This is a genomic window from Shewanella sp. S1-49-MNA-CIBAN-0167 (genome assembly GCF_040310145.1).
GTDB lineage: Bacteria > Pseudomonadota > Gammaproteobacteria > Enterobacterales > Shewanellaceae > Shewanella > Shewanella psychromarinicola.
In genome coordinates, this window is the sequence record NZ_JBEOPO010000015.1 from 42,433 (window position 1) to 68,938 (window position 26,506).

The 26,506-nt window shown below is 42.4% G+C and carries 21 protein-coding genes and 1 tRNA gene; 10 read left to right on the plus strand and 12 right to left on the minus strand.

Features of this window, described 5'->3' with window-relative positions:
• The first annotated feature begins 46 nt into the window (after window positions 1-46).
• Complete coding sequence (locus tag AAEZ00_RS08885; RefSeq protein ID WP_351088572.1) at window positions 47-667, plus strand: hypothetical protein; 621 nt, start codon at window positions 47-49, stop codon at window positions 665-667.
• Between the two features lie 765 nt (window positions 668-1,432).
• On the opposite strand, the gene AAEZ00_RS08890 is transcribed toward AAEZ00_RS08885, so the two are convergent.
• The 3 genes from AAEZ00_RS08890 to AAEZ00_RS08900 form a co-directional block, all read right to left on the minus strand.
• A tRNA-Pro gene (locus AAEZ00_RS08890) sits at window positions 1,433-1,509 on the minus strand.
• Between the two features lie 313 nt (window positions 1,510-1,822).
• Entirely contained in the window at window positions 1,823-3,613 is a 1,791-nt protein-coding gene (locus AAEZ00_RS08895; protein WP_335686310.1) for a DUF3413 domain-containing protein, read from the minus strand.
• Window positions 3,614-3,699: 86 nt separating this feature from the next.
• The gene (locus AAEZ00_RS08900; RefSeq protein WP_101030423.1) at window positions 3,700-3,912 is read right to left on the minus strand and encodes a YejL family protein; all 213 of its coding nucleotides are present in this window, start codon (window positions 3,910-3,912) and stop codon (window positions 3,700-3,702) included.
• A 182-nt stretch (window positions 3,913-4,094) separates the two neighbouring features.
• Here AAEZ00_RS08900 and yejK point away from each other — a divergent pair, with 182 nt between their 5' ends.
• Both yejK and corA read left to right on the plus strand, forming a co-directional pair.
• A complete protein-coding gene (yejK, locus tag AAEZ00_RS08905) occupies window positions 4,095-5,123 on the plus strand; it encodes a nucleoid-associated protein YejK (protein WP_101030426.1) in 1,029 nt (342 codons plus the stop codon).
• Between the two features lie 542 nt (window positions 5,124-5,665).
• Window positions 5,666-6,613: a magnesium/cobalt transporter CorA gene (corA, locus tag AAEZ00_RS08910; protein ID WP_101030429.1), complete on the plus strand. Its 948-nt coding sequence runs from the start codon at window positions 5,666-5,668 to the stop codon at window positions 6,611-6,613.
• A 357-nt stretch (window positions 6,614-6,970) separates the two neighbouring features.
• Here the strand turns inward: corA and AAEZ00_RS08915 are convergent, their stop codons facing one another.
• Window positions 6,971-8,221: a cyclic di-GMP phosphodiesterase gene (locus AAEZ00_RS08915; RefSeq protein ID WP_351088573.1), complete on the minus strand. Its 1,251-nt coding sequence runs from the start codon at window positions 8,219-8,221 to the stop codon at window positions 6,971-6,973.
• A 115-nt stretch (window positions 8,222-8,336) separates the two neighbouring features.
• Between AAEZ00_RS08915 and AAEZ00_RS08920 the strand changes: the two genes are divergently transcribed.
• From AAEZ00_RS08920 to AAEZ00_RS08940, 4 genes are all read left to right on the plus strand, one after another.
• The gene (locus AAEZ00_RS08920) at window positions 8,337-9,032 is read left to right on the plus strand and encodes a 2OG-Fe(II) oxygenase (RefSeq protein ID WP_335686308.1); all 696 of its coding nucleotides are present in this window, start codon (window positions 8,337-8,339) and stop codon (window positions 9,030-9,032) included.
• Window positions 9,033-9,457: 425 nt separating this feature from the next.
• Entirely contained in the window at window positions 9,458-10,312 is an 855-nt protein-coding gene (locus AAEZ00_RS08930) for a putative selenate ABC transporter substrate-binding protein (protein ID WP_351074739.1), read from the plus strand.
• Window positions 10,312-10,989, plus strand: coding sequence for an ATP-binding cassette domain-containing protein (locus AAEZ00_RS08935; protein WP_351088574.1), 678 nt, complete (start codon window positions 10,312-10,314; stop codon window positions 10,987-10,989). Before AAEZ00_RS08930 ends, AAEZ00_RS08935 begins: the two co-directional genes overlap by 1 nt.
• Window positions 10,990-11,064: 75 nt before the next feature.
• Complete coding sequence (locus tag AAEZ00_RS08940; protein WP_351088575.1) at window positions 11,065-12,582, plus strand: PhnE/PtxC family ABC transporter permease; 1,518 nt, start codon at window positions 11,065-11,067, stop codon at window positions 12,580-12,582.
• 147 nt (window positions 12,583-12,729) lie between these two features.
• Here the strand turns inward: AAEZ00_RS08940 and AAEZ00_RS08945 are convergent, their stop codons facing one another.
• Together AAEZ00_RS08945 and AAEZ00_RS08950 are read right to left on the minus strand one after the other, a co-directional pair.
• Window positions 12,730-13,413, minus strand: a complete 684-nt coding sequence (locus tag AAEZ00_RS08945; protein ID WP_124014173.1) for a LysE family translocator — start codon at window positions 13,411-13,413, stop codon at window positions 12,730-12,732.
• Window positions 13,414-13,760: 347 nt separating this feature from the next.
• Complete coding sequence (locus tag AAEZ00_RS08950; RefSeq protein ID WP_351088576.1) at window positions 13,761-15,062, minus strand: dicarboxylate/amino acid:cation symporter; 1,302 nt, start codon at window positions 15,060-15,062, stop codon at window positions 13,761-13,763.
• 224 nt (window positions 15,063-15,286) lie between these two features.
• Between AAEZ00_RS08950 and AAEZ00_RS08955 the strand changes: the two genes are divergently transcribed.
• The gene (locus tag AAEZ00_RS08955) at window positions 15,287-17,743 is read left to right on the plus strand and encodes a hypothetical protein (protein ID WP_335686303.1); all 2,457 of its coding nucleotides are present in this window, start codon (window positions 15,287-15,289) and stop codon (window positions 17,741-17,743) included.
• Window positions 17,744-17,846: 103 nt separating this feature from the next.
• Here AAEZ00_RS08955 and trpA read toward each other — a convergent pair whose 3' ends face one another.
• Genes trpA through AAEZ00_RS08985 form a run of 6 tightly spaced genes read right to left on the minus strand, consistent with a single transcriptional unit; the run spans window position 17,847 to window position 24,554 of the window.
• A complete protein-coding gene (gene trpA / locus AAEZ00_RS08960; RefSeq protein ID WP_101030455.1) occupies window positions 17,847-18,650 on the minus strand; it encodes a tryptophan synthase subunit alpha in 804 nt (267 codons plus the stop codon).
• On the minus strand, window positions 18,643-19,854 hold the full coding sequence (gene trpB, locus AAEZ00_RS08965) for a tryptophan synthase subunit beta (RefSeq protein ID WP_101030461.1): 1,212 nt from the start codon (window positions 19,852-19,854) through the stop codon (window positions 18,643-18,645). Before trpB ends, trpA begins: the two co-directional genes overlap by 8 nt.
• A 57-nt stretch (window positions 19,855-19,911) precedes the next feature.
• Entirely contained in the window at window positions 19,912-21,315 is a 1,404-nt protein-coding gene (trpCF, locus tag AAEZ00_RS08970; protein ID WP_351088577.1) for a bifunctional indole-3-glycerol-phosphate synthase TrpC/phosphoribosylanthranilate isomerase TrpF, read from the minus strand.
• The gene (gene trpD, locus AAEZ00_RS08975) at window positions 21,308-22,351 is read right to left on the minus strand and encodes an anthranilate phosphoribosyltransferase (protein ID WP_351088578.1); all 1,044 of its coding nucleotides are present in this window, start codon (window positions 22,349-22,351) and stop codon (window positions 21,308-21,310) included. Before trpD ends, trpCF begins: the two co-directional genes overlap by 8 nt.
• A complete protein-coding gene (locus tag AAEZ00_RS08980; protein ID WP_101034639.1) occupies window positions 22,351-22,953 on the minus strand; it encodes an aminodeoxychorismate/anthranilate synthase component II in 603 nt (200 codons plus the stop codon). The genes trpD and AAEZ00_RS08980 overlap by 1 nt, the downstream gene beginning before the upstream one ends.
• 29 nt (window positions 22,954-22,982) lie before the next feature.
• Window positions 22,983-24,554: an anthranilate synthase component 1 gene (locus AAEZ00_RS08985; protein ID WP_502959322.1), complete on the minus strand. Its 1,572-nt coding sequence runs from the start codon at window positions 24,552-24,554 to the stop codon at window positions 22,983-22,985.
• A 448-nt stretch (window positions 24,555-25,002) separates the two neighbouring features.
• Between AAEZ00_RS08985 and rnm the strand changes: the two genes are divergently transcribed.
• Window positions 25,003-25,863, plus strand: a complete 861-nt coding sequence (rnm, locus tag AAEZ00_RS08990; RefSeq protein ID WP_124014168.1) for an RNase RNM — start codon at window positions 25,003-25,005, stop codon at window positions 25,861-25,863.
• On the plus strand, window positions 25,860-26,477 hold the full coding sequence (locus AAEZ00_RS08995) for an L-threonylcarbamoyladenylate synthase (protein WP_101030476.1): 618 nt from the start codon (window positions 25,860-25,862) through the stop codon (window positions 26,475-26,477). The genes rnm and AAEZ00_RS08995 overlap by 4 nt, the downstream gene beginning before the upstream one ends.
• Window positions 26,478-26,506: the final 29 nt, after the last annotated feature.

Below are 26,506 nucleotides of genomic sequence, written 5' to 3' on the forward strand. Positions count from 1 at the left end.
TCCTAAAATCTCCATATGTTAAGCGTTATATTCCTTGAGTGATTATATGCCAAAATTTAATGCTGAACATTTAAGACCTCTTGAATATATGGCTTCACCTGATCCACGGTGGTCTGGGTTTGGGGGCTTAAATATAGATGGTATACATGAACCGATCACCATTGAACGGTACGCAGAGCCTATTCAAAAAATAAAGTTAAACACTTCAGTGCCAGAGTTAGTTGTAATTCACTTTGAAACAGCAAAAAATCTAGCTCTTTATGCATGGAATGTTTATCGCTTTACACCAGTCGCAGAATTATATGCATACATATCAATAGAGCTAGCACTTCGAGATATAACAGGAGATAAAAAGCGTCCTTTCAAGAAACTATTTGAAAAAGCAATTGAAAACAAAATTCTGAGCAATGAAAAATTTAGTCGATGGAAACATGTCACTGAACAAAGAGAACACCAATATCAAGAAAGAATTGAATTGGCTCAAGATCTTGACATTGAGGGACCAAAGCCACCTGAATACTGGAATTATTTAGATGTTATTGTAAAAAATATCCCTTATTTTAGAAACGATTACGCACACGGAAGTACAAATATTTATCCCTGGGCATACACAGCATTAAAAGATAGTGCTGAGATCATTAATCAACTATATGAAACGAGAATATAACAAGTTACTTCATTGGAAAAACTACTCGCTCCCGCTCGCATTTTTTCGCTGAGCAAGGCATTAATCTCAATTCACTATAGTAAGCATAATGTGACTCCAGAGTGCTAAATCCTAAGAAACAACCCTTTTTAGTCCATAAGCAAGTTGATAGATAACTTATTGCCCCTATGCTTATATGTGGCAAATCACTTAACCGATAACTTCTAAATCAAATCTAGAAAATATCGGTTTTATATATCACGAAAACCCAAACGCCATATGTGGCGTGTTTGCGGCCCTTAAAAACAGGGTATATTTATATATGCTTGATACGACTACGTAACTGGCTTTGCTTCCTCTCTCGTTTCTCTTTGCGTTCTCTCTCGTTACATCCTCGCCGCTGGGCTCCTGTATTGGAGCCCATTTTTTTGCTCGTTATTTGGTGAACACATGATCCGTAAAAAGGTTTATATCGCAGGGCCAGATTGCAATCGCCACGCATTTAACTTTGCGGACAAGTGCAAAAGTCGTTAACCCATATTGTGCTTAATCCAGCCGCCTAGTAAAAGCTAAAAGTGCCACCTAACCTAATAAGATTACACTTTAGACGTTAGAAAACCTTATTATGAATAATAACGTAAGTTGTAATTGTTGAGTTGATGGTTTGACCTGATTTTGACCTGATTTTGACCTGATTTTGAAAGTAACAATAGTATTCATGAGTTGTCTTTAGACACAAAAAAGCCTGTAAACAGTTGATGAATACAGGCTTTTCTATTTTAGATTTGGTCGGTATGAGGAGATTTGAACTCCTGACCCCTGACACCCCATGACAGTGCGCTACCGGGCTGCGCTACATACCGAATTTCTTGCTAGTGTTTCACAATGGTAATGCGTCCAATATTCATCTTCAGCAAGATTTGTAAAACATCACTTAGTTAGTCTATTAGCTTTGGGGTGACTAAGTGAATAAGCACTTTATCAACTGTAATTAACTAGTGCAAGTAGTTAATTATCAGCCATTTATCAATTGATTATAAAATATCCATTTGCTGAAAAGCCTAGATTACTCATTATCGAAATATACCATTAAGATTAAGGATCTGGTCGATAATGAAGTGACTATAGATTGTGAATGCGACCACTGAGGTTATTGCACACAATCAATAGTGTTAACTATTGATTGAAGAGCCTACGGCCTTCGCGCATCACTTGGATCAATTCTGGCGCACTCAACTTTTTATCCAAGCGTTTGTTATAGTCTAAATCGTAGATGCGGTATTTGCCAAAACGATCTAATACGGTTATCTCTGATTTTTGATAAATGGCAAAGCGCCGACTGTCGCCAATATATACCCAGGTTTCATTGTTGGGCTCAAGTAAACCGCGGCCTGAGCTGTAATCTGTGCTTGGGTTCGTGCAGCCTAAAACATGGCTAAGCAAGGTTGGCGCGATGCCATAATGGCTGGTGCGGTAGTTGATTTTATTACTGTGACTATTTGGCCAATGAATGATGAGTGGCACGTTGACATTATCTGGCGATAAATTACTGCGAGCATCATTAGTGTTGCTGGTAAATACTTGGCCGTAAGTGCCGGTGATCAGCACGACGGTATCATCACTGACGTTATCGAGTAGAGTAGCCAGCTGTTGGTCAATAAAGTTAAGTGATTGACGATATTGATTAAACAACACTTTTTGTGCCGGCTTTAATGCCACGTGAGGTTTAACGGTTTGCACGCCTAGAAAACCAACGGGGGTGTCGTAGTCTTTTGGTGCAGTAAGGTTCACTAGGGTAAACCACGGTTGTGTTTGGTTAAGTTGCCATGCATTTACTGCATTAATAGTGTTGATGTCGGCATCGGCGCTGCCATTTCTACCTTCACTGGTGTGCATGTGTATATCGTTAAACATGGCACTATTGGCAATATATTCATCACTTTTAGGCGCAAACATGGCCAATTGATAGCCTTGCTGCGTAAGAATGTTGGTTAAGATCGGGCTGGTGCTATCAAACTCTTTACGATCGCTATAATTGCCTTGTAAACCATACATTAAGGTAAACATGCTGGTTTCAAAGTCAGTGCCACCAGTATAATGATCCATAAAGCGCTGATTTTGAATACGGTATTGGCTTAAAAACGGCATGGTGACCTTGTCGACCATGTCTGCACGAAGGCTGTCTATGCTAATGACCAGAATATTTGGCTGGCTGTCTGCAGTACATTGCATCGGGCTGATGGGATAGCTCAGATTGCGTGATTTAGTATTGCGATATTCAGTTGACTGCATGCTGCTGTCAATGCCATGGTTTTCCATAAATGATCGTGCTGTTGCAGGGTATGACACTGGGTATGCATCGTCAAAACGGGTGATTTCGGTTATGTTTGTAGCATCGGCCCAAATATGCAATAAATGGCTGCTGACAAAGCAGATACCAACAAACAGTACGACTTTGTTGCCCCATTGTTTTTTCTGAATTTTGTCGATGCGTTTCCACAAAAAATTGGCAACCGTGAGTTCAACAACCACGATAACAATAGGGGTAATAATGTATGAGGTACTGTGTAATAGGGCGTTGAGGTCTTGCCAGGCTAAATCGAAGGCAAAGGGGCTTAAGTGGATGCCGTAGTCATCATAAATAATGGTGTCATACAGCAGAGCATATAATCCCATTGAGGCGATAAATGCAGCAAAACCGCGTAAAATTTTAGAATAAGGGAGTAATAAGGTAATCGGGAAGATAAAAATTAAGTAAACGATAAAGGCTAAAAACGTAAAGTGACCAATGGTACTGATGGCAAGATATGACCAACCAATAACGGATTCTGGGTAGCCCACACTGCCAATATATCGAGCGCCAATTAACATCGCCAATATGCCATTAAAGAAGGCAAACCAGTGACCCCAATTAACTAAGCGTGACACTTTATCACGCGTCATTTGCTGCTTTTTACGCTCGATCATGTTAACTCGTATTCCTACATTATTATCAAAGACTATTCTCAGTGTAACTGATTGTTAGCCTTAGCGATAAAAATTTGTTGAGTCGATTACTTAACCGACTGTGTTAGGGCTTTGGCAAATTGTTCCGCGACTTTTTGACGTGATTCACCTGGGACTTTTTGCTCGAGTAAATGCGTCACGCAGTTACCTAATACCATTAGGCTTAAATCGGTGGGGGCTTGATGCTTAGCGAGAACTGCAAGCAGCTCGCTGATAAGTGCTTCAACTTGAGTGTTTGTATATTTAGATTGAATTGCCATAGTCAGAAAACGTCAATAAAGAATGAATTAGCTGCACATAATAACGGATTTAGTCGTCGCTCGCCTCAAGTTTTATTCGGTCTATGTAAGGAATATCGTAAACCCTGTTCGATTTACACGCTTGGTCTGATATCATTCTTTCATAAATTATCATCTGCGACAGACTAGGATTAACAAGGCTTATGAGCATTAGGATTGAGCAAGCAATTATTCACGAAATCTCTCAAGACAGTCAGGGGGAAATGCGCTGTCGTTTACGCCCGCAACCGTTGTTTAATACTCACGCTGTTGAAACCATGTTAGAAGAGTTACATCAAACCTTTACGGGTAAAGCGGGTAAGGGGTTTGGTTTTTTTGGTACCAGTGGTGATGATGGCGAAGCCAATGATGCTTTTTCTAATGCTCTGACAGGATATCGCAGTGGCGATTTAGGCTTTGTTGAATTTAGCGGCCAAGCGAGCCAATTGTTACAGCAAGAACTGGCCAAGTACGATTTTAGCCAAGGCGGTTTTTTATTGATGTCTTGCTACACCAGCATGACGAGCGATTATTTGTTTGTGGCGCTATTAAGCGCGAAGTCGTCGATGACGGTGTTAGATGATATGGAATTGTCGCAAAACAACCATTTAGATTTAAACAATATTCAACTAGCCGCGCGAATTGATTTAACCGAGTGGCAGGCAGATAAAAGCTCTCGTAAGTATATTTCGTTTATTCGTGGCCGCGCGGGCCGTAAAGTGGCTGACTTCTTTTTAGATTTTATGGGCTGTGTCGAAGGCGTTAACATCAAAGCGCAAAACAAAACCTTGATCCATGCGGTTGAAGATTTTGTGTCGGGCAGTGAGTTAACCAAAGATGAACGCCAAGAGTGTCGCAATAAAGTGTTTGAATATTGTTCTGAACGAGCGGATTCAGGGGATGCTATTGAAGTAAAAGATTTAGCCGACGAGTTAGCCGACACGGGTATGGATTCATTTTACGATTTTGCTTGTGGCGGCAGTTATGAGTTAGACGATGAGTTTCCGGCAGATAAAGCCAGTTTACGTAGCTTGAAGAAGTTTTCAGGTACCGGCGGCGGGGTGACATTGAGTTTTGATAGTGGGCATTTAGGTGAGCGGGTTATTTATGACCCGATATCTGACACTCTTTTGATTAAAGGTGTGCCGGCCAATTTGAAAGACCAATTGGATCGTCGTTTAAAAGGCGATTAAGTTAATTTTATCCAGTTATATGTTGTTTATGTATTTTAATCGCGCCCTATTTGGGCGCTTTTTTATGAGCGAAGATACTGACACCAAGTCATGTAAGTCTAACTCGGGTTATGTTTTCGCTCAATTTCCGAGCGACTGAGTTTGATGTTAGGTATTACTTCGTGAGTGATGTTACCGCTCAATGTCCGAGCAACTGAGGCTGATGTTAGGTATGTTAGGTATTACTTCACGAGTGATGTTTCCGTTGAGTGGTGCGATGCGTTACGCTAATGAGTAGTAAAGAGTATGCCAACTATTTACCTCAATACACTTAACCGTATCGCTGGATAAGCGTTGAGGTTACTTATAGTTAGACAGTGTAAGTCAGTCTGAACTGATCACTGTGATGTTAGAATTTATGTAACTGCTTATATAATTGGTACGATTTTTGGCGCTATTGAACATTTTACTTTTCATTCATTGGTAGTTGGGTAAACTAGCGCCACTTTTTGAGTGTTTATGTTTGTTATGCTTTGTATGGCCTAACAGACTTTGGGGGAGCGATGATCACTGCATACGCCTATCAAAATAGAGAATTAATCACCACCGAATTGAAGGTTGGCGATAAAGTGCCCGAGTCGACCTTGTGGTTAGATTTATTAAAACCCGACGACGAAGAGCGCAAATGGTTGAGATTATTTTCTGCTGAAGAAGTCCCTGATGAAGAAGATATAAATGAAATTGAAGCCTCAGCGCGTTTTTATCAGAACAAAGATGGTTTACATATTAACTCGTTGTTTCCACAGCGAGTGAGTTCAGATGTACGTGCTGTGAACGTGTCATTCAACTTGCGTGAACGTTTCTTGCTGACATTACGTGAAGAAGATGTGGGTCTTATCCGTTTATTACGTAATTACTTACGTTTAGGCCGCTTGGATATTACGACTCCACAGGGGTTATTGTTAGAGTTGTTTAATTTAAAAGTGGATTATCTATCTGACTTAATTGAAGACGTGTACAGCGTATTAGAAAATGTCGGCGAGCAAGTGTTTAATGACGAAGAGCTTGATGACGTGTTTAAACTGATCATCTTGCAAGAAGACTCTAACGGTAAAATTCGGTTAAGTTTATTGGATACTCAGCGTTCACTTCGTTATATGCAACGTTATTACCGAGACAGTTTATCGGATGACAATTTAAAAGATATTCGTGAGATGTTATCGGATATTGAATCATTGATGCCACACAGTCAGTTTATTTTCGACAAGTTACAGTTCTTGCTGGACGCGGCTATGGGCTTCAGTGGTTTGCAACAAAACAAAATTATTAAGATATTTTCGGTATCGGCAGTGGTGTTTCTTCCTCCTACATTGATTGCCAGCAGTTATGGGATGAACTTTCATATTTTGCCTGAACTCGATTGGCGATTTGGCTATCCGATGGCGGTCGCATTAATGCTTGCCAGCGCGGCGGGAACGTATTTTTTCTTTAAACGAAAAGGTTGGTTATAGCAGCAATCTATATGACAAGATTAACGCCATCAATTGTTGTCAGTTGATGGTTTTTTACACCCAAAAATAACGGAAGTGGGTATTTAGTTATCTGAATTGACCTTAAGACCATTATTGTTTAATTGGACTCAATAACCCCCAAAAGCCACGCCTTACTTCAACATTATGGTGGTGTCATATTGATCTTTCATTGTTAGATAAGGGCCTGACGGAAAGCAGTAATACTTAACCTCAACTCAGAATAAGAGCTAAAATAGGCTGTTTTATAACCGTTTATAATTTCACGTTGAGGTTATTTAGTTTGCAACGTTGAAATGAGCCAGTGATTAACAAAAACAGCGTTATTTCTCTAGCCCACTAGTTTTGGCCAATACCTACGCTAATTTTTTCTCTAGGATTTAAGTATTTATGGATTTTTTCAGGCAATGCTGCAGCAGGTAGACTGCGGACAATACTCAGGCCTTCATCTTGTAAGCTAATGATGGGGGCTAAATCTTTGGGTACCAGTTGATCGTAAACCACAATATTAGGGCACAACAGCTTCTGTAAATTTACCGACATAACCATCGCAAATTGGCCACTGGATAACTCAATAATACTGCCAGGCGGGTAAACACCTAATATTTTGATTAGTTTACTAATGTATTCAGTATTTAATTTACCTTTATAATTTTTATACAACAACCCCAAGGCGGTACTGGGCGGTTTCCCCTTGATTTGGTTGGTTCCATTACACAGGTTGTCGTATTCATTAACCACCGCGATCAACTGTGACAGCTTGTCTAACTTGTCGGCTTTGAGCCCTTGTGGGTAGCCACTGCCATCTAAAAACTCGTGGTGATTAGCGATTAACGGTTTGGCTTCATCCGGAAAACTGTCAGCCAGTTTTAAAAAGTTAATACCCATCAGCGGATGTTGTTTAATAAAATTTTGTTCAGGTGTGGTTAGCGCCACTCGTTTATTGAGGATACTGCTGGGTACTTTTAATTTACCAATATCGTGAAATAACCCACCAATACCAATCGTTTCAACTTCTTCGCGGCTCCAGCCTAGCTCTTTTGCGGTTAACATACTTAACATGGCGACGTTGAGTGAATGGTGATAAATATGCTCATCATTTTTAGCATCGCCCATTAAATGCAAGGCTAAATTGTCGCTATTAAGTAGCATGTTGGTCATGTTGCTGATGAGGTCTTTCACTTCATTGACCGCATTGAGTGGCCGGCTACTGATTTTAGAGACCATTGAACGCATCATCGACACTGAGCGATTAAATTGTTGTTCGGTTTTCTTTAAATCTCGTTTGAGCTTTTGTTGCTCATCTATTTTGGCCGACTTCTGGCTGATCATTTGTTCTTTTAGTGCGTTTAGGGCCTGCTCGTCGGGTTTTGGGATGTTGGCATTCTGGGACGTTACAGGTTCAACATCACTTTTTTCGGGATCAAAAAAAACATCTTTTAGACCTAAGCCTTTGATAAGTTCGATTTGTGCCGCGTCTTTAATTTTAAAACTGCTAAACAGGAAAGGGTGGTCTTTCCAGGAAATAGGCAAGCGGATAAAGGTACCAACTTGTAATTGTTCAACAGAGATTTTTTGGTTTTTTTTCATATTCAATCGATAGTTACTTTGAAGAACAATGAGCTATGTTATGCATTGCCCTTTACAGGCACTTAAATTGCGTGGCAGCATACTACTATAAATTTATTAACAATAGTTACTCCCTATGGATTTTATTGAAGTATATCCCAATGCGATAAGTAATGATTTATGCGATCGCTTAATTGCGGCATTTGAAACGCATCCGAGTGTAGGGCCAGGCCATACGGGTGCTGGTGTCGATACCGAAAAAAAACGCAGCCGTGATTTAATGTTAGATGCTTGTGATGATTTAGCCGAATTAAAAAACGAACTATTAGCGGCGACGTTTACTCATATCAGCAACTATTTCACTCAGTATTCATTAACTTTAATGGGGTCGGTGTCAGTGCAAGTGACTGATGAAAACGGTCAACCACAAACCTTAACACCTGATAATTTTGCGACATTGGGTCAACCAAGGGCGGCGGCGTTAACTAAGTACCTGTATCGCAGTGGTACCATCAATGTGCAGCATTATCAGCAAGGTGTTGGTGGCTATCCACATTGGCATTCAGAGCAGTTTCCACAGAAGGGCCATAATGAAGCACTTCATCGGGTGGTGTTATATATGTTTTATCTCAATGATGTGGAAGAGGGGGGTGAAACGGAGTTTTACTATCAGCAACGAAAAATAAGCCCTAAAAAAGGCACCATGGTAATAGCACCTGCCGGTTTTACTCATAGTCATCGTGGTAATGTTCCCATTAGCAATGATAAGTATATTGCCACTTCGTGGGTGATGTTTAATCGTGCCGAGCAGCTTTATGCGCCATTAAGTTAGCGATTACTGTCGGGTAAAGCGAGTGATAGCATTATATGCTTAGGTGCTTATACGGTTAGTTGCTTAGTTGCTTATACGGTTAGCGCCACTTGCATTTGATTACCCAGAGCTGATAACGGCACTTGTAAGTGATGTGACAAAATAGGATCCTCTTTAATGACTAATATGCGCATAATTGATCCTTGTTGAACCGTCACTATTTTGAAATTTGTTGTTCTGATATTAGCTGACAAGTTGGTCTGGTTGAGTATTGAACAGGCTTATAGTGGCCTTTATATAGCGTTTTGTTGCGAGAGTGACAATAACCAGCTTTATTTTAACTGCTATTTTTGCTCATGTTTGTCACATTGAATTCGCTTTTCGATGTAATCAAGGATCAGGTACGGTAGAATATCCGCATTGATAAACTACCTTCCAAGATTGAAATGAAACTAACACACTTATTATCAGCAAGTTTTTTAAGCTTATTTTCGACGTTTGCATTAAGTGCAACCTTTACCTTTACTGCTATCCCAGATGAAGATGAAAGTCAGCTTCGTACTCGGTTTGATAAAGTGGCTGATTATTTAACAGAGAAATTGGGCGTAGATGTAAAATATATTCCGGTAAAGTCATACTCAGCTGCTGTTACGGCATTTCGTAATAATCAGGTACAACTTGCATGGTTTGGCGGTTTATCTGGCGTGCAGGCGCGTCGCTTAGTGCCCGGTTCAGAGGCGATAGCACAAGGATTTGAAGATCAGTCTTTCAAGAGTTATTTGATTGCTCATCATTCTACTGACATTACCCCTTCAGAGAATTTCCCTTTACTCAATGATTATACCTTTACATTTGGCTCTAAAGATTCAACTTCAGGGCGTTTAATGCCGCAGTATTTTATTGAGCGTAACTTAGGTAAGCCGATTGAAAAGATTTTCAAACGTATTGGCTTCTCGGGTGATCATAGTCGTACCATTAGCCAAGTTGAAGCCGGTGTATACCAAGTGGGTGCGGTTAATTATAAAGTGTGGGATACAGCCGTTGAAAAAGGTGAGGTTGATACCAGCAAAGTTAAGGTGATTTGGGAAAGCCCTAGCTATCCAGATTATCAATGGACTGTCCGTGCTGGTGTAGATAATGCCTTTGGTGAAGGTTTTAAAGAAAAGTTAACCCAAGTATTAATTGGGATGACGGATAAGGATTTATTAGCCAGCTTTCCGCGTCAATCGTTTGTACCTGCCCAAAACAAGGACTATGAACCAATTGAGCGTGTCGCGAAAAAAATCGGAATGCTTGATTAATGTTGTCGTTGACTGATGTTGATTTAGGTTATAGCCAGAAAATTATTTTACCTGAGGTTAACTTGTCATTTAAGGCAAATGAGCATGTGGCTATTTTAGGCCCTTCTGGCGTGGGTAAAACCACGCTGTTGCATTACTTATATCAACAACTGTCTGAGCAAACGTGTTTGTGTTCTCAAGCACAAGGGCTGGTTGATAATTTGTCGATATATCATAATGTGTTTATTGGTGGGTTAGCGCGTTATTCTCGTTGGTATAATTTGGCTAATTTACTGTTGCCGTTTAGCAAACCACAACAACAAATAGCCGTTCTTTGTCAGCAATTAGAGTTAGCGGTGCCGCTGCAACAAAAAGTCAGCGAATTGTCGGGCGGCCAACGTCAACGTGTGGCATTAGCCAGATCGTTATTTCAACAACAAGCTATATTTATGGGTGATGAGCCCTTTTCTGCGTTAGACCCATTAATGGGCTTACGATTATTAAGCTTGATTAAGCAAACACATCAGAGTGTGATTTGTGTGTTGCATGATGCCGAATTAGCGTTAGCACATTTTGACCGTATTATCGTGATCAGCGATGGCAAAGTGGCGCTAGATGATAAAGCCGATCAATTATCTCTGGCTTATTTGTCTCAGCATTACGCATTATCTGATGTACTAAAACATGATGTGGCATAAATATGAGCATGTCGATGTTGCTAAACACATGTTTTATAACCGACTTTTTATCATTCTGTAACAGCCTCTTCTATTATGCCTAAAACCATGACTTTTAGTGGCCGCTCTTTTGTGGGTCACTGGCAGAAAATCACTGTGTTACTTTTATTGATGGTATCTGTGTGTTGGTTTTTTGCCGATACAGAAATCATTGCGCTCGAACCTTGGACTGAGCTTGGGCGTATGATGCAAGGCTTTATTCATCCCGACTTTTTTGCGACAGAGTATTTGCTTGATGCTTTGTGGCAAACCATCAGTTTTGCGCTGCTTGGGATCACGATTGGGTTGCTATTGGGGTTTCCACTGGCATTGTGGTATCAACATCCTTTGATTGCGGCAATGTGTGCATTTATCCGTGCTATTCATGAGATATTTTGGGCGTTGATATTTTTACAAATATTTGGTCTTTCAGCCATTACCGGCATTTTAGCCATTGCGCTTCCTTATGCTGCTACGTTTGCCCGTGTGTTTGCTGATATTTTACAACAAGCGCCAATGCATACCTTATTTTCTCTGCCTAAGGGCACCGATAAACTGTCGGCATTTATATATGGTCGCTGGATGCACATGTATCCGCAGATTGTCGATTATATCCGGTACCGTTTCGAATGTGCGCTTCGCAGTAGTGCGGTATTAGGTTTTATTGGCATGCCGACACTAGGCTTTTATTTAGAATCGGCTTTTCGCCAAGGGCATTATCAGCAAGGCGGTGCGTTATTAATCTTATTTGTGCTATTGATCGGAAGTATACGTTTCTGGGCTAAGCCGTTTATGCTTTGGCTGTATTTACCGCTTGCGGTGTATTTCTTACCCCCCATACCGGTTATCGACTCGCAACTTATTTGGCGTTTTATCAGTGTTGATGTTTTACCGCCTATGCTGCAAGGGCAAGCCTTCTTAAGCTGGTTTACACCTGATAACCTGTCGAAGGTATTTGACTGGAGTTATAACTTAATAAGCCAGCAAGTCATTCCTGGGATGATTGCTACCTTAGTACTGGCTTTTTGTGCCTTAGGGCTAACTCATATATTGACCATGATATTACTGCCTCTAAACACTCGATTAATGATGCCCAAAGCGGTTATTCTGTTCATGCGTGCTGTGAATTTAATATTACGTTCGCTGCCAGAATATTTGTTGGCCTTTGTGTTTATGATGTTATTAGGACCTTCGATGTTGCCAGCGATTATCGCGTTGGCATTGCATAATAGTGGCCTAATGGTCTTTTTAATGGCGCGCCAAGCTGACAAGGTTAGTGTGCCGCTCACTTATCAGCCAAGGGTTGACCAATATAGTTATCTGGTTATTCCTACCATATACCCCCATTTTATGGGATTGTTGTTTTACCGTTTTGAAGTGATTATCCGTGAAACCGCTATTTTAGGTATGCTCGGCGTGATGACGTTAGGATTTTATGTGGACAGTAATTTTTCTGAAATTCGCTTTAGTGGAGCCTTGTTATTATTGGTTTTCACTGCGGGGCTAAATGTCGTAGTGGATTATCTGGCGCGTAGATTATTGCGTTATCCTCAAAATCGTATACAGGCTTGCTAAAATCATTCCATGATGAAGTCGATTGGCTTGATGTTGTCATCGCTAACAACTGATGAATGTGCGAGTAACGTAGGGAATGCTTAACTCGTTTACTCATTAGATGTGAGATGTCATCTGCTTGTGCAAGTTATATCGACAATATGATGTTCAAAATTGGCTAATAATTTGATGGAGAATATTATTAGCAATGGTGACTGCAACGGCAATAAAAATAACCCCTACAAGTAAATCAATAATGCTGTTGGCTGCAAGTAATTTCTGCTGTACCCGAGGTTTAGATAAAATGAGCGCTAATAAACTAAACCATGCTAATGACAAGATAAATAATAATATTGTCGCGGCTACTTTTGTCGAGTCATTGACTTGCGGCGTAATCAATACTGAAAATAAGGTAATAAAAAAGATCAGCGCCTTAGGATTCAGTAGGTTGGTATATAGGCCTACTTTAAATCCTGTTAACGACGACATCAGAGTATTCTTCGCCATATTATGTTGAGTCGGTGATATGGATATGTCTGCAGTACGTCGTTTGCTGATGATACTGGTTAGGGCTGATTTGAGTGCTCCGTACCCCATCCATGCTAAATAGCTACTACCGATCAGTTGTACTGCCATAAAGGCAACATGGGATTGCTGGATCATCACACTTATGCCCATCAAAGATAGAAAGGTGTGAACTAAGATGGCGACGGCAATGCCTAGGGCGCAATAAAGCGCGGTTAAGCGTGTTTGCTGTGTGGCCATTTTGACGATAATGGCAAAATCTGGTCCAGGGCTCATTAATGCCACAATGTGAATAACCGCTAAACTTGCCAATAAAGTCATGTCCATATTTATTCCGTTTGTTGTTAATTAGCCTTAGCTCGGGACAATAATTGGTAATCAAACAACTTGTTGTCCTGCTATTTGTGTGACATTGACTTGAAATCGCTCCGCGATTGACTTGCAGTAGGCCTTATTAGTAAAACAAATGACAAGTTTGATAGAGTGGATTAGGTGTAAATTAGCTTTTGCTGATTTACCTCATGTCCCATCTATTATCTCGAACTGAGGTTAACTAAAACAGGCGACACTAGTCGTTATATCAATGTAAGTTGATGATAATGGCATATTTATGCTGAAAAAAGATAATAAAAAAGCGCTAAATTAGCGCTTTTTTATATAACGAAAGCTATGCGTTAATCTTTGTCATTAAGCACTTGCTCTTCAAACTTTTTACCTGCTTGTGAATTATTGAATATTTCTTCGTTAAATTCACCCTCAGATTTAGCAATGATAACGGTAGCCACAGCATCACCCGTTACATTCACCGCAGTGCGGATCATGTCTAGCATTCTGTCGACACCAATAATCAAGGCAATACCTTCAACCGGCAAACCTACTTGGTTTAATACCAATGCCAGCATAATAAGGCCTACACCAGGCACACCCGCCGTACCGATAGAGGCCAGTGTAGCCGTGAGCACGACCGTGGCATAATCCATGATGCTAAGGTCAATACCATATACTTGGGCAATAAATACCGTTGCAACACCTTGCATAATGGCGGTGCCATCCATGTTGAGTGTGGCACCTAGTGGCAACGTAAAAGAGGCAATTTTATTGTCGACACCCATTCGGTGTTCGGCGGTTTCAATGGTAACGGGTAATGTTGCATTAGAGCTTGCCGTACTAAATGCAAACAGTTGCACATTGCGAATTTTACGCAAAAACATTAACGGACTGAGGCCTGAAAATAGTTTTAGTAGAGTAGGGTAAACAACAAGCCCTTGTATAAATAGCACTGCTACCACTAAGAAGAAGTATTTGACTACGCTGCCGAAGGTTTCTAATCCTAGGGTTAAACTCAGTTTGGCCATTAATGCGAAAACACCATAAGGCGCCAATTGCATAATTAATGTCACGACTCGCATGATCACATCATTTAAATCGTTAAAAAATGATGCAACACGAGAGCCTTTATCACCGATATGCGCGATAGCAAATCCAAAAATTACCGCAAAGATGATGATCTGCAGCATATTGCCTTCGCTCATGGCTCGCATTGGGTTTGTGGGGACGATATTAATCAGTACCTCAGACAAACTAGGTGCATCTTTAACCGTAAATTCTAGCGCATTATTTGCCAGACTTGCATTACCAGGGTGAATAATTACCGCGGCTAAAATCGCGATGGAGAGCGCGATTGCTGTGGTGAATAAATAAAAGGCAATGGTTTTGCCTCCTAAGCGACCTAATTTAGAGGGATCACTTAACGAACTTGTTCCACACACTAGTGAAACGAACACTAATGGAACAACGAGCATTTTTAAACTCGAAATAAAGATCGTGCCGATCACATGTAAAAAACCATTAGTAATGTATTCTTCAATGAATTGACTATCTGGAAACACATTCCTTAACAACAGGCCTAAAATAATGCCTGCAGCCATACCTATTAAAATTTTGCTCGTGAGCCCGAGCTTAAGTTGTTTACTCACAGAGTGTTCCTTCTAATCATATTATTTTATGCCTTTATTTAATGCGCTAAAGACTAGCAGGAATTGATAACTTAGGAAATGGTCTTAAAGTGAAAGTTTTAGCGGATAAGTAGCGAAGAAAATAGTAGAGTTATGCTAAGGTTACACGATGTCTGCGTATTGTTAATCTATAACAAACTATAATAATTCTTAAGTTTTACCTTAATGTAACAGGGAGCCTGACAATGAAGTCAGCATATAAAGTTTATTTAGCACTTTTATGTACATTTTTTATCGTCGCATGTGGCGGCGGTGGCGGTATAACCGATGATGGAACCGGAGGTGGGACAACTCCTGATCCGACTATATCTATTGCGTTAAGTATCGACAATGATCAAATTTCAGTTGCTGAACCTGCGATTATTACCGCAATAGTGAAAGACTCAACGGGTGCAGCTATTAGCACTTTAGTTTCTTTTTCATTAAATAATGCTGAATACGGCACCTTTTCTCCCGGTACGGGTGAAGTCGCAACTAATGCTGATGGTGTTGCTACTGTACAGTTAAATTCTGCGGCAATAAACACTGGCGCAACCATTAGTGCGACCATTACATCTGGCGAGACTAATTCGCTTAACGTGACTATGGCCGGTGACGGTGGCGTAGCAGGTGGTGGTGCCCAAGTCTCATTGGTACTAACCGATGAAGACGGTAACGCAATACAATCGATTAACACATTATCACCAGGCAAATTAACGGCGACCGTTAGTGGGCTTTCTAAGGCGGTAATTGTGACCTTTGATAGCCCGATAGGTGATTTACCGGTTAAAACGGCCGTCACCAATGCACAAGGCAAAGCGACAGTCGATATCTATGCAGGCAGTTCTTTAGGCGCTGGAGAAGCCACGGCATCGCTCTCGACTAATGAAATCGGTTCAACAATTGTTGTCGTTGGTGCGACCGATGTTGTCATGGGCAGTGGAACACCTTTTGTTCAAGGTGTGGCGGCGGTTAGTGCAACAGATCTTTCTGCGGGTGGGACTGCAACGATTTCAGTGCTGATTCAAGATGATCAAGGCAATCCTTTTACCCAACCTGTTGATGTGAACTTCTCTTCAACATGTGCGACAAAAAGTCCAGCGCAAGCCGTGATTAGTTCTCCAGTTTCATCAAGCAATGGGGTTGCAACCTCAACGTATCGTGCTCAAGGTTGTGTTGGTGAAGATCAAATCAATGTAACAGCCAATGCGGGTGGAATAAGTTTATCTGCTGCTGGGACTATTAATGTACTGCAGGCTGATGTCGGTAGTATTGTGTTTGTATCAGCCGCTCCTCAAAACATTAGTATTTTAGGCACTGGAGGTGATGAATCATCAGTGGTTAAATTTAAAGTACTCGATAAAAATAGCAATGTGGTTACCAACCAAAATGTGATTTTTAAACTCAACACTACTATTGGTGGCGTCAAAATTGATCCATTGCAAGCCACAACCGATAACAGCGGTGTGGTACAAACTGTCGTCACTACCGGTACTGTTGCAACATCACTGCGTGTTACCGCGACGGTAGATAATGGCTCAATCCCTGCTATTTCTAGCCAATCAAGTCAGTTAATTATATCAACGGGTATTCCTGACCAAGACAGTTTTTCGTTATCGGCTGAAGTACTTAATGCTGAAGGTTGGGATCTAGACGGGACGATTGTCAAGGTTACTGCTCGGATGGCCGATGCGTTTAACAACCCTGTACCCGATGGGACGACAGTATCTTTTACCACTGAAGGTGGCTCTATTGAAGATGCATGTCAAACAGTAAAAGGTGCGTGTTCGGTCTCTTGGACAAGTCAGCTTCCTCGACCTGAAGGTGAAATGTTACTCAATGGTGCGGGTGCAATGTTCCGTAATCCAAGTGCGCTGTTAGCATATGATTCGACTCTTGAGGTTTATGGTAATATTTACGGTCAAAAATACGGTGGCCGTGCAACGATTACTGCATCGGCTATTGGTGAAGAGTCATTCCCTGACCTCAATGGTAATGGTCGTTTTGATGCCACTGAAGCCGATACGTTTTTAACCGGTAAAGATGTAACTGGTCAGCTATTTGATTTAAATGATGCCTTTAATGACTATAACGAAGATGGTGTGTTTAATCCGCAACAGACTGGTGGTCAGGATGGTGGTACGTTAGAAGAGTTAGTTGATTTTAACGCTAATGGAGTATTTGACCTCAAAGACCGCAAATATAATGGTGTGCTTTGCTCTGAACCTGTTCATTCAGCTTGTGCTACTGCATCAGACTCTCGGTCTGTATTTGTGCGTCGTAGTTTAGTCATGGTGATGTCTGGTAGTACTGCTTTTGCCACGGACTCAAGTAACATTGTCATTGCAGATAGCACTGGAACGCATACTGGCGGTAGTATCACTATCGAGGGTAAAGGTTCTGCTACGGCAATGTTCACGATTTCTGATTTACATAATCAGCAAATGCCCGCCGGTTCGATTGTGAGATTCAAGACCTCTGCCGGTTCTGTTGTCAGCACCAGCGAATTTACTTGGCCAAGTTCTAACTACAATGGTGGACGTCAGTTCAGCACAACGCTAAAAGGTGAAGATGAACCTAATACAGGGGTCTTTATTGTTGAAGTGGAATCACCAAATGGTTTAATCACCCAAGTGGTATCAATCGGTGTGACTATTCTATAATCGATTGATAGTGACTCTAACCATTGCGTTAGGGAACACCCATTAAAAAAGGCGCTTAAAGCGCCTTTTTTGTTTTTGTTGATAACACCAATTATAAATACTTCTAGGTTGCCGCTTTCATTGCAACGGTAAATTCAGCCATTTTTGCTAGTAATGTGACTTCATCGTGTTGATGAGCGGCAATGATTTTAACCACCGCAGAACCTGAAATTGCCCCCGCGGCGCCAGCCTTGATGGCGGCGCGCACTTGCTCTGGTTCGGCAATACCAAACCCTAATAGTGGCGGTGGGGCATTAAACTCGACGAGTTGTGTGAGAATATTTTCAATTGGCTCACCGGCTTTTGACTCAGTACCCGTGACGCCGGCACGTGATAATAGATAGGTATAACCTTCACCTTGTTCACTGACCAGCTTTAGGGTGTCAGAGTCAGCATTTGGCGGAGCGATAAAGATTGGCGCAATAGCATGTGCTTTTGCGGCTTGACTAAAGGGTTCAGATTCTTCAACTGGCACGTCGGCAATTAACACTGAATCCACACCGGCAGCTTGTGCTTTGGCATAAAATGCATCGATACCATTGGCAAAAACTAAGTTGGCATACAACAATAATCCGATAGGCAGATCTGGGTATTGCGCCCGCACTTTAGTGATGATGTCAAAACAATCACTTTGTTTAGTGCCTGCAGCCAATGAGCGTAAATTTGCGCCTTGTATCACGGGGCCATCGGCTAATGGATCTGAAAAAGGAAAGCCTAATTCAAGCGCATCAGCGCCATTATCAACTAAGGTCTGGATAATTTTCAACGATAATTCAGGGCTCGGATCGCCAATGGTGACAAAAGGAACAAACGCGCCTCTGTGTTGTTTTTTTAGTGCAGCAAATGTTGCTTGATAACGGTTACTCATTGCCGCTCTCCTGTTGTTTTTGTTTGGCCTCTAAAATATCTGCCACAGTGAATATATCCTTGTCGCCACGCCCAGATAGATTAACCACTAAAATCGTTTCTTTAGTGGCTTCTTCGGCCATGCGTACCGCATAGGCAAGAGCGTGGGCAGATTCTAATGCGGGGATAATCCCTTCGCATCGCGCGAGTTTTTGGAACATATCCAGTGCTTCATCATCAGTTGCTGATTCATAGCGTGCACGACCAATGGCATTCAAATGTGCATGTTGTGGACCAACCGATGGGAAATCAAGCCCAGCAGAAACAGAATAAGACTCTTCAACTTGACCGTCGCTGTTTTGCATTAAGGGTGACTTCATCCCAAAGAAAATACCGGTTTTACCGTGTTTAAGCGGCGCGCCGTGCATAGCGGTATCGAGACCTTTACCAGCGGGTTCCACACCAATCAATTCTACTGACGGTTCATCAATAAAATCGGCAAACATGCCAATAGCATTTGAACCGCCGCCGACGCAAGCAATAACGGCATCGGGTAAGCGTCCTTCTTTTTCAAGAATTTGTTTTTTAGTTTCTTCACCGATCATACGTTGGAATTCTCGCACAATTGTCGGGAATGGATGCGGCCCGGCTGCAGTACCCAGCAAGTAATGCGCTTTATCATAGCTGCCTGACCAATCGCGCATGGCTTCGTTGCAAGCATCTTTTAGGGTTGATGAACCTGAGGTAACCGGAATAACTTCAGCGCCCATTAATTTCATCCGAAATACATTCGGCGATTGACGTTCAATGTCCTTGGCGCCCATATAGACTCTACATTTTAAGCCTAAAAGGGCACAGGCTAGGGCAGTGGCTACGCCGTGTTGTCCTGCGCCTGTTTCAGCGATGATTTCTTTTTTGCCCATACGCTTAGCTAACAGCGCTTGACCCAATACCTGGTTGGTTTTATGGGCGCCACCGTGAAGCAAATCCTCACGCTTCAGGTAAATTTTCACCAAAGGGTTCGGACTTAAGTTACGGGTAAGTGTTAGCGCCGTTGGGCGTCCGGCGTAGTTTTTTAACAAGTCGGTAAATTCAGCGATAAAGCTTTCATCTTGTTGCGCTTCGATAAAGGCTGTTTCAAGTTGTTTTAATGCAGGGACTAAAATTTGTGGTACGTACATACCGCCATATTCGCCGAAATAAGGGTTAAGCTTGAGCTTGGTCATAAAATTTCCCAGTGAATCATAGTGTAATAATGTCAATAAATTGTTCGCAACTGCTCGCTAATTAAGGCGTAATTGTGCAAAGGCGGCAATCAGTTGTTGGTGGTCTTTATGGCCAGGGGTAGATTCTACTCCTGAATTTAGGTCGACCCCATAAAATCCTTGCTGGCTGGCGAGATAAACATTGTTTGGGGTTAATCCTCCCGCCAACATCGCCTGTTGTTTATCTATGATGCTGGTTTGCCAATTGAATGTTTGACCTGTACCGCCAAATTGTTGTGCTGACTTGCTGTCGTATAAATAACGATCGGCGCCAGCAGGCTTTGCACTCATCTCGCCGGTGTTACTGTCAATAGAGACCGCTTTCCAAATTTGAGTATTCAGTTGCTGATGATTAAGTAATACCCTTAGCTCGTTGATTTCAAGTTCTGTTTCATTGCCGTGCAATTGCACCGCATAAAGACCCAGTGTATGAGCTAACAAGGCGATATCAGCAATGGGATGATTAACAAACACACCCACCATATTTAATCCAATATTACGCTGTTGCATTTGTTCTACTAAATGATTGGCTTGAGCCGGGGTAACCGCTCTTGGTGATTTGGAATGAAAAATTAATCCACCCAATACTGCACCTGCTTTGGCGGCTGCTTCAATATCGTCAATTTGGGTCAAACCGCAGACTTTATTGTGACCAAAAATAAGCTGTCTGCAAGCTAAATCAATATCGTCTTGCGCCATAATTGAACTACCAACAAGGTAGCCGTCAACCAAGGGATTTAGGCGGCGGACTTGTTGGTGGTTATAAATACCTGATTCGCTAATCACCACTCTGTCGGCAGGGATCTGCGGGGCTAATAATTCGGTGGTTGCAAGATCAGTGCTTAAGTCGCGTAAATTACGGTTGTTAATACCAATGATCGGTGCATTTAGATCAATGGCTCTGACCAATTCAGCTTGGTTACTCACTTCGGTTAAGGTATCTAATTGATACTTTGCCGCTTCGTTAGCTAATAAACGATATTGCCCATCATCAAGCACTGACAGCATGAGTAAAATGGCATCAGCACCTTGGTGGGCAGCCAATTTTACTTGATAAGGGTCGACAAAGAAGTCTTTACAGATAATCGGCTGAGTCACTCTGGCGCGGACTTTAGGAATGTAGTCCATGTCACCTTGGAAAAACTGTTCATCGGTGAGCACTGAGATGCCAGCGGCGTAGTGAGTATAAATATCTGCGATGGCTTCAACATCAAAGTCTTGACGGATCAGTCCTTTTGAGGGACTGGCCTTTTTACATTCAAAAATGAACTGAGCATTAGGCGCTTTGAGGGCGTCATATAAACTACGGTCAGATATTTTAGGCTGTAAACTGGCTTCTGGGAAACGCAGTTTAAGCGCGGCGATATGCGCCACTTTAGTTTCAATGATGCGGGTTAACACATTACTTTCTGGCTTACTCATGGTTTTCTCCAGCTTGGCTCGCGGCAGCTAGTTCGATTAATAAGGTAAAGGCTGCACCACTGGCAAGTGTCGCTAGTGCTAGCTGAGTGCCCGCTTGAACTGAGTCGCAAATGCCGCTGATGTACAAAGCACAACCAGCGTTAATAGCGACAGCATCTCGATGAGCGGGTAGACCCTTGCCTTGTAAAATGGTTTGGGTGATTAAGGCATTTTCAGCCGGTTCGCCACCGGCTAACTGCGCTATACCTGCGCGGTTAACACCAAGATCTTCAGGGCTAAGTTGGTAAGTACGCACCACGCCGTCTTTTAGTTCTGCCACATGAGTATTGTCATGCAATGCGACTTCATCTAAGCCACTGCCATACACCACCATGGCGCGTTTAACCCCTAGGGCATGAAGCACGTGTGCGATAGGCTCGATCAGTTCAAGTTTGTAAACTCCTAGCAACATAAACTCTGGGTTTGCAGGGTTAATTAACGGGCCGAGCACATTAAAAATGGTACGGGTTTTTAAGGCTTGTCTAACGGGCACGGCATGTTTAACTCCGCCATGGTAATGGGGCGCAAATAAGAAACATAAGCCAAGCTTATCTAAACACTGGCTTGCCGCATCTGGCGCCATGGTGAGCGTAATACCGCAATGGGACAATAAGTCAGATGAACCAGACTTACTTGATACGCTACGGTTACCGTGTTTTGCTACCTTAGCGCCTGCTGCTGCTGCAACAAAAGCGGCAGTGGTTGAAATATTAATGGTGTTATGGCCATCACCACCGGTACCGACAATATCAACAATGCCGCTGTGTTTAGAGGCGTCACTGCGCGGGAATGGTTTGGCTGCTTGTCGTAAAGCATCAGCGGCTCCGGCTATTTCGTCAATGGTTTCGCCGCGCATTTTCAGCGCCACCAACATACCTGCCATAGCTGCTGGCTGCATCTCACCTTGGATAAGAGCGCTAAAAACTTGCGCCATTTGTTCGCGAGTTAACGCGCTACCTTGGTAAAGGCGGTCGAATAAAGCTTGTAGGTTATCCACTATGCGCCTCCGGTAAAAGTATGCTCTTGGGTTAAATACGCCAATGTTTGCGTCAGTAACTGGCTACCTAAAGTGGTTAAAATCGATTCTGGATGAAATTGAAATCCGATTGCTTGATGTTGTGGGTGCAATATTGCCATTGGCATCTCATCGGTGGTAGCAATGATTTTCAAGCAGTCTGGCACCTTTGTTGCCACTAAACTGTGGTAACGGGCAACGGGCAAAGGTGAGGGTAAATTAGCAAATACGCCTTCACCATTATGGAAGGTTGGACTGGCTTTGCCGTGGACCACAAACGGCGCGCGTTCAACTTTGCCGCCATAATATTCGACCATGGCTTGATGACCTAAACAAATGCCAAGCATCGGGACTTTACCGGCGACTTTACCAATGAGTTCCATCATGCAGCCTGCTTCGTGAGGCGCGCCAGGGCCAGGCGATAGCACTAATGCGGCTTTACCGGTTTCATTGATCAGTTTTTCTGCAACATAATCGGCACTAACATCATTACGATAAATGATCACCTCACAGCCAAGGCTGCGGAATTGATCCACTAAGTTGTAGGTGAATGAGTCAAAATTATCGAGTAAATATAACTTCATCCGCATAGTCGCTTGTGGGGTTGCAGTGCTCATAGTCCACCTCCCATTTTGATCGCCGAAATCACCGCTTGGGCTTTTTGACGCGTTTCATCGGCTTCTGCTTGTGGATCTGAATCAAACACCACCCCGGCACCTGCTTGTATATGGGCAATATTATGTTTAACAAAGGCGGAGCGGATAACAATGCAGGTGTCCATGTCGCCCAGACCATTGAGGTAACCGACCGCGCCACCATAACTGCCACGACGAGCTTGTTCTGCTTGACGCACTAATTGTGATGCACGCACTTTTGGCGCACCCACTAAGGTGCCCATGTTCATACACGCTTGATAAGCATGTAAGGCATCTAAATCCTCACGTAATTGGCCAGTGACGCGGCTAACTAAATGCATAACGTGCGAGTAACGATCGACTTTTAATAGTTCGGTGACTTTACGGCTTCCGCTTTGACTGATGCGGGCGATGTCATTACGGGCTAAATCGACCAGCATTAAATGTTCTGACAATTCTTTCTTATCTAAACGCAGCTCAAGTTCTATGCGGCTGTCTAAGTCAACATCAATCTCACCTTGGGCATTTTTACCGCGCTGACGAGTGCCGGCTATGGGATACACTTCAACTTGATTACTGGCAGCATCATATTTCAAGGCACTTTCTGGCGAGGCGCCAAATAAAGTGAAGTCTGGGCCTCTAAAATAGAACATATACGGACTTGGATTGGTTAAGCGTAAAGCCCGATAAGCCCCTAATGTATTAGGACAAGGTAAGCTAAAGCATCGAGATGGCACTACTTGGAAAATATCACCGGCGACAATGTGTTCTTTTAAATCATTAACGGTTTGCTTAAATTGTTGGTCGGTGATGTTGACTTCTGCGTCGGCTGCTACTGGCGCAAAGGGAGCAATATCGTCTAATTCGGCGCATTGTTGTATGACGTGTTGCAGTTGCTGAGCGAGCTGTTGTGCAATGATGTTATCTTGACCAAATTGATGACTGACAATCTCCGCTTGTTGGGTTTGATGGTCAATTAAAATAAGTGTTTCCGCAAGATAGAATAAGTAGTCGGGACAGTCATTATTTGCGTTGGGCGCCGCGGGGAGTGGCTCGACGGTATCAATTAAGTCATATGCTAATACGCCCCCTAAAAATAAATCTTCAAACTGTAGCGGATTATTGGTTTGAATGTGTTTGATAAACATTCTTAAGCCATCAAGCGGAGATGTTGACTTTAAGCGCGCATCTTCGTCTTGTAACTCGGTGGCCTTTTGCAGCGTGACTATTAGTGTCTCATTGTCGCGTTGTTGCTGTGCATCACCAAAAAAACCGGCAATGGGCGTTAACAGCGCGGCGCCATTGTGAGTCAATGCACTAAAGGTGAGTTGATAACCATCGCAACGGATCATCATCGCGGCATGGGTTAACACAATACTTTTTAAATGGTCTTTACTTTCGACCTCAGCTGACTCTAATAGCATGGTATGCGGCGCGTTATGGGTCACTTGCTGATAAAGTTTTAGTGGATCCGTATGGTAGGTTAACGTCTGCTTTTGCGTCGTAACCTGAGCGAGTTGGTTTGGTGTCGTCACGATTGTAGTCACTATGTGGCCGCTCCCTGTGTCATTGTGTTTATCATCTGTTGGCCTTTAATCTTGTGTAACCCGAGTGATAAAATCGAATGAGCCAAATAACAAAAAAGCCCACATCTCTGCGGGCTTTCTGGTAAAATCTTGTCTCTTAAAAATGAGCTCAAAGCTTCACACCACCCGTTAATTTGGGAAGTGCCACCACCAAGTAATGTTTAATGAAGCTAAAGAGTATGTCATTGTTAATCGCTGTGTTGTAACTGTGTTTAATGTCTATAGGAAAACCCAACTGGAGATTAATGTCAATTGAATATTTCTCAAAAGTCGTCAAAAAATGACAATCAGGATAAATCTCGTTTATTTATTGAGCACTTCAGCTAACTTATACTTAAAGAATTCATCAATTGGTATTATTTATTCATAAATCCAAGCAGTATTCTTATCGCTATTCTTGTACAATAAGCACATGATTACAGAGACTCTCTTGGCCGATCTTCACAGCCACACGACCGCATCAGACGGTCAATTAACACCAACAGAATTACTCACTCGCGCTATTGAAAAAGGCGTTGAGATGTTTGCAATTACTGATCATGATACTGTCGCAGGGTTAGCAGAAGCGCATCTTGCTAATCAAAGCCATGCCACACCATTATTATTAATTAATGGTTGTGAAATTTCGACTCGTTGGAATAGTTTTGATATTCATATCGTCGGATTAAACTTGGACATTACTCACTCTGGATTGTTGGGTTTTTTAACTCACCAACGGCAATTGCGTGAAGTGCGCGCCCAAGAAATTGGCGAACGTTTAGCTAAGGCTGGGATAGAAGGCGCCTATGACGGTGCAAAAGCTATTGCTGGCGATGCGGCGTTGAGTCGTGGCCATTATGCTCGATGGTTAGCCGACAATGGCCACGCATCAGATATGCCGAGCGTGTTCAAACGCTTCTTAGCACGCGGTAAAACAGGTTATGTACCCAATAATTGGGGCGACATGGCCAATGCCATAGAGCATATTCATCAAGCGGGTGGCGTTGCTGTATTAGCTCACCCTAGCGGTTACAAATTATCGGCCAAATGGCTTAAGCGCTTAGTGCGTGAATTTGCAGAGGCCGGTGGCGATGCGATTGAAGTTATTTTAGGCCAACAAACGTTGGACGACCGTAATAATCTTATCGCATTAAGTAAGCAAAATAACCTACTTGCTTCAGTGGGGAGCGACTTTCATTTCCCCAGCAATTGGATCGAGCTAGGTAAAAACTTATTCCAACCACAAGGTGTGGAATGGGTTTGGCAATCACAATATTGGACGGAAAGAGCATGAGTCAATTTTTTTATATCCATGACGAAAACCCACAAGCACGGTTAATTAATCAAGTGGTAGCGATTCTTAAACAAGGTGGGGTCATTGTTTATCCAACAGACTCGGGTTATGCATTAGGTTGTATGATTGGTGAGAAAAACGCCATGACGCGTATGGCGCGTATTCGCCAGATTGAAAACGATACAAACTTTTCATTAATGTGCCGTGATTTATCTGAACTGGCCAATTTTGCCCGTGTTGATAATCAAGCATATCGTTTATTGAAAAGTTGTACGCCTGGCCCTTACACGTTTATCTTTAAAGCGACCAAAGAAGTACCTCGTCGTTTACAATGTGACAAAAAACGCACCATAGGTATTCGTGTTCCTAATAATGTCATTGCGCTGGCGTTGCTTGAGGCATTAGATGAACCTATGATGACCACGAGTTTGGTGATGCCCAATGAGCAAATTGCCGAGTCAGATCCTGAGCATATTCGTGATATTTTAGATCATCTAGTCGATGGCATTATTCACGGTGGTTATTTACCTGAAAATCAAACGACAGTAATTGATATGTCTGAAGATGAGATGGTTATTTTACGTCAAGGCGCTGGCGATACCAGCACATTTTAATAAACGAGGGAAACCCCCGTTGATGAATC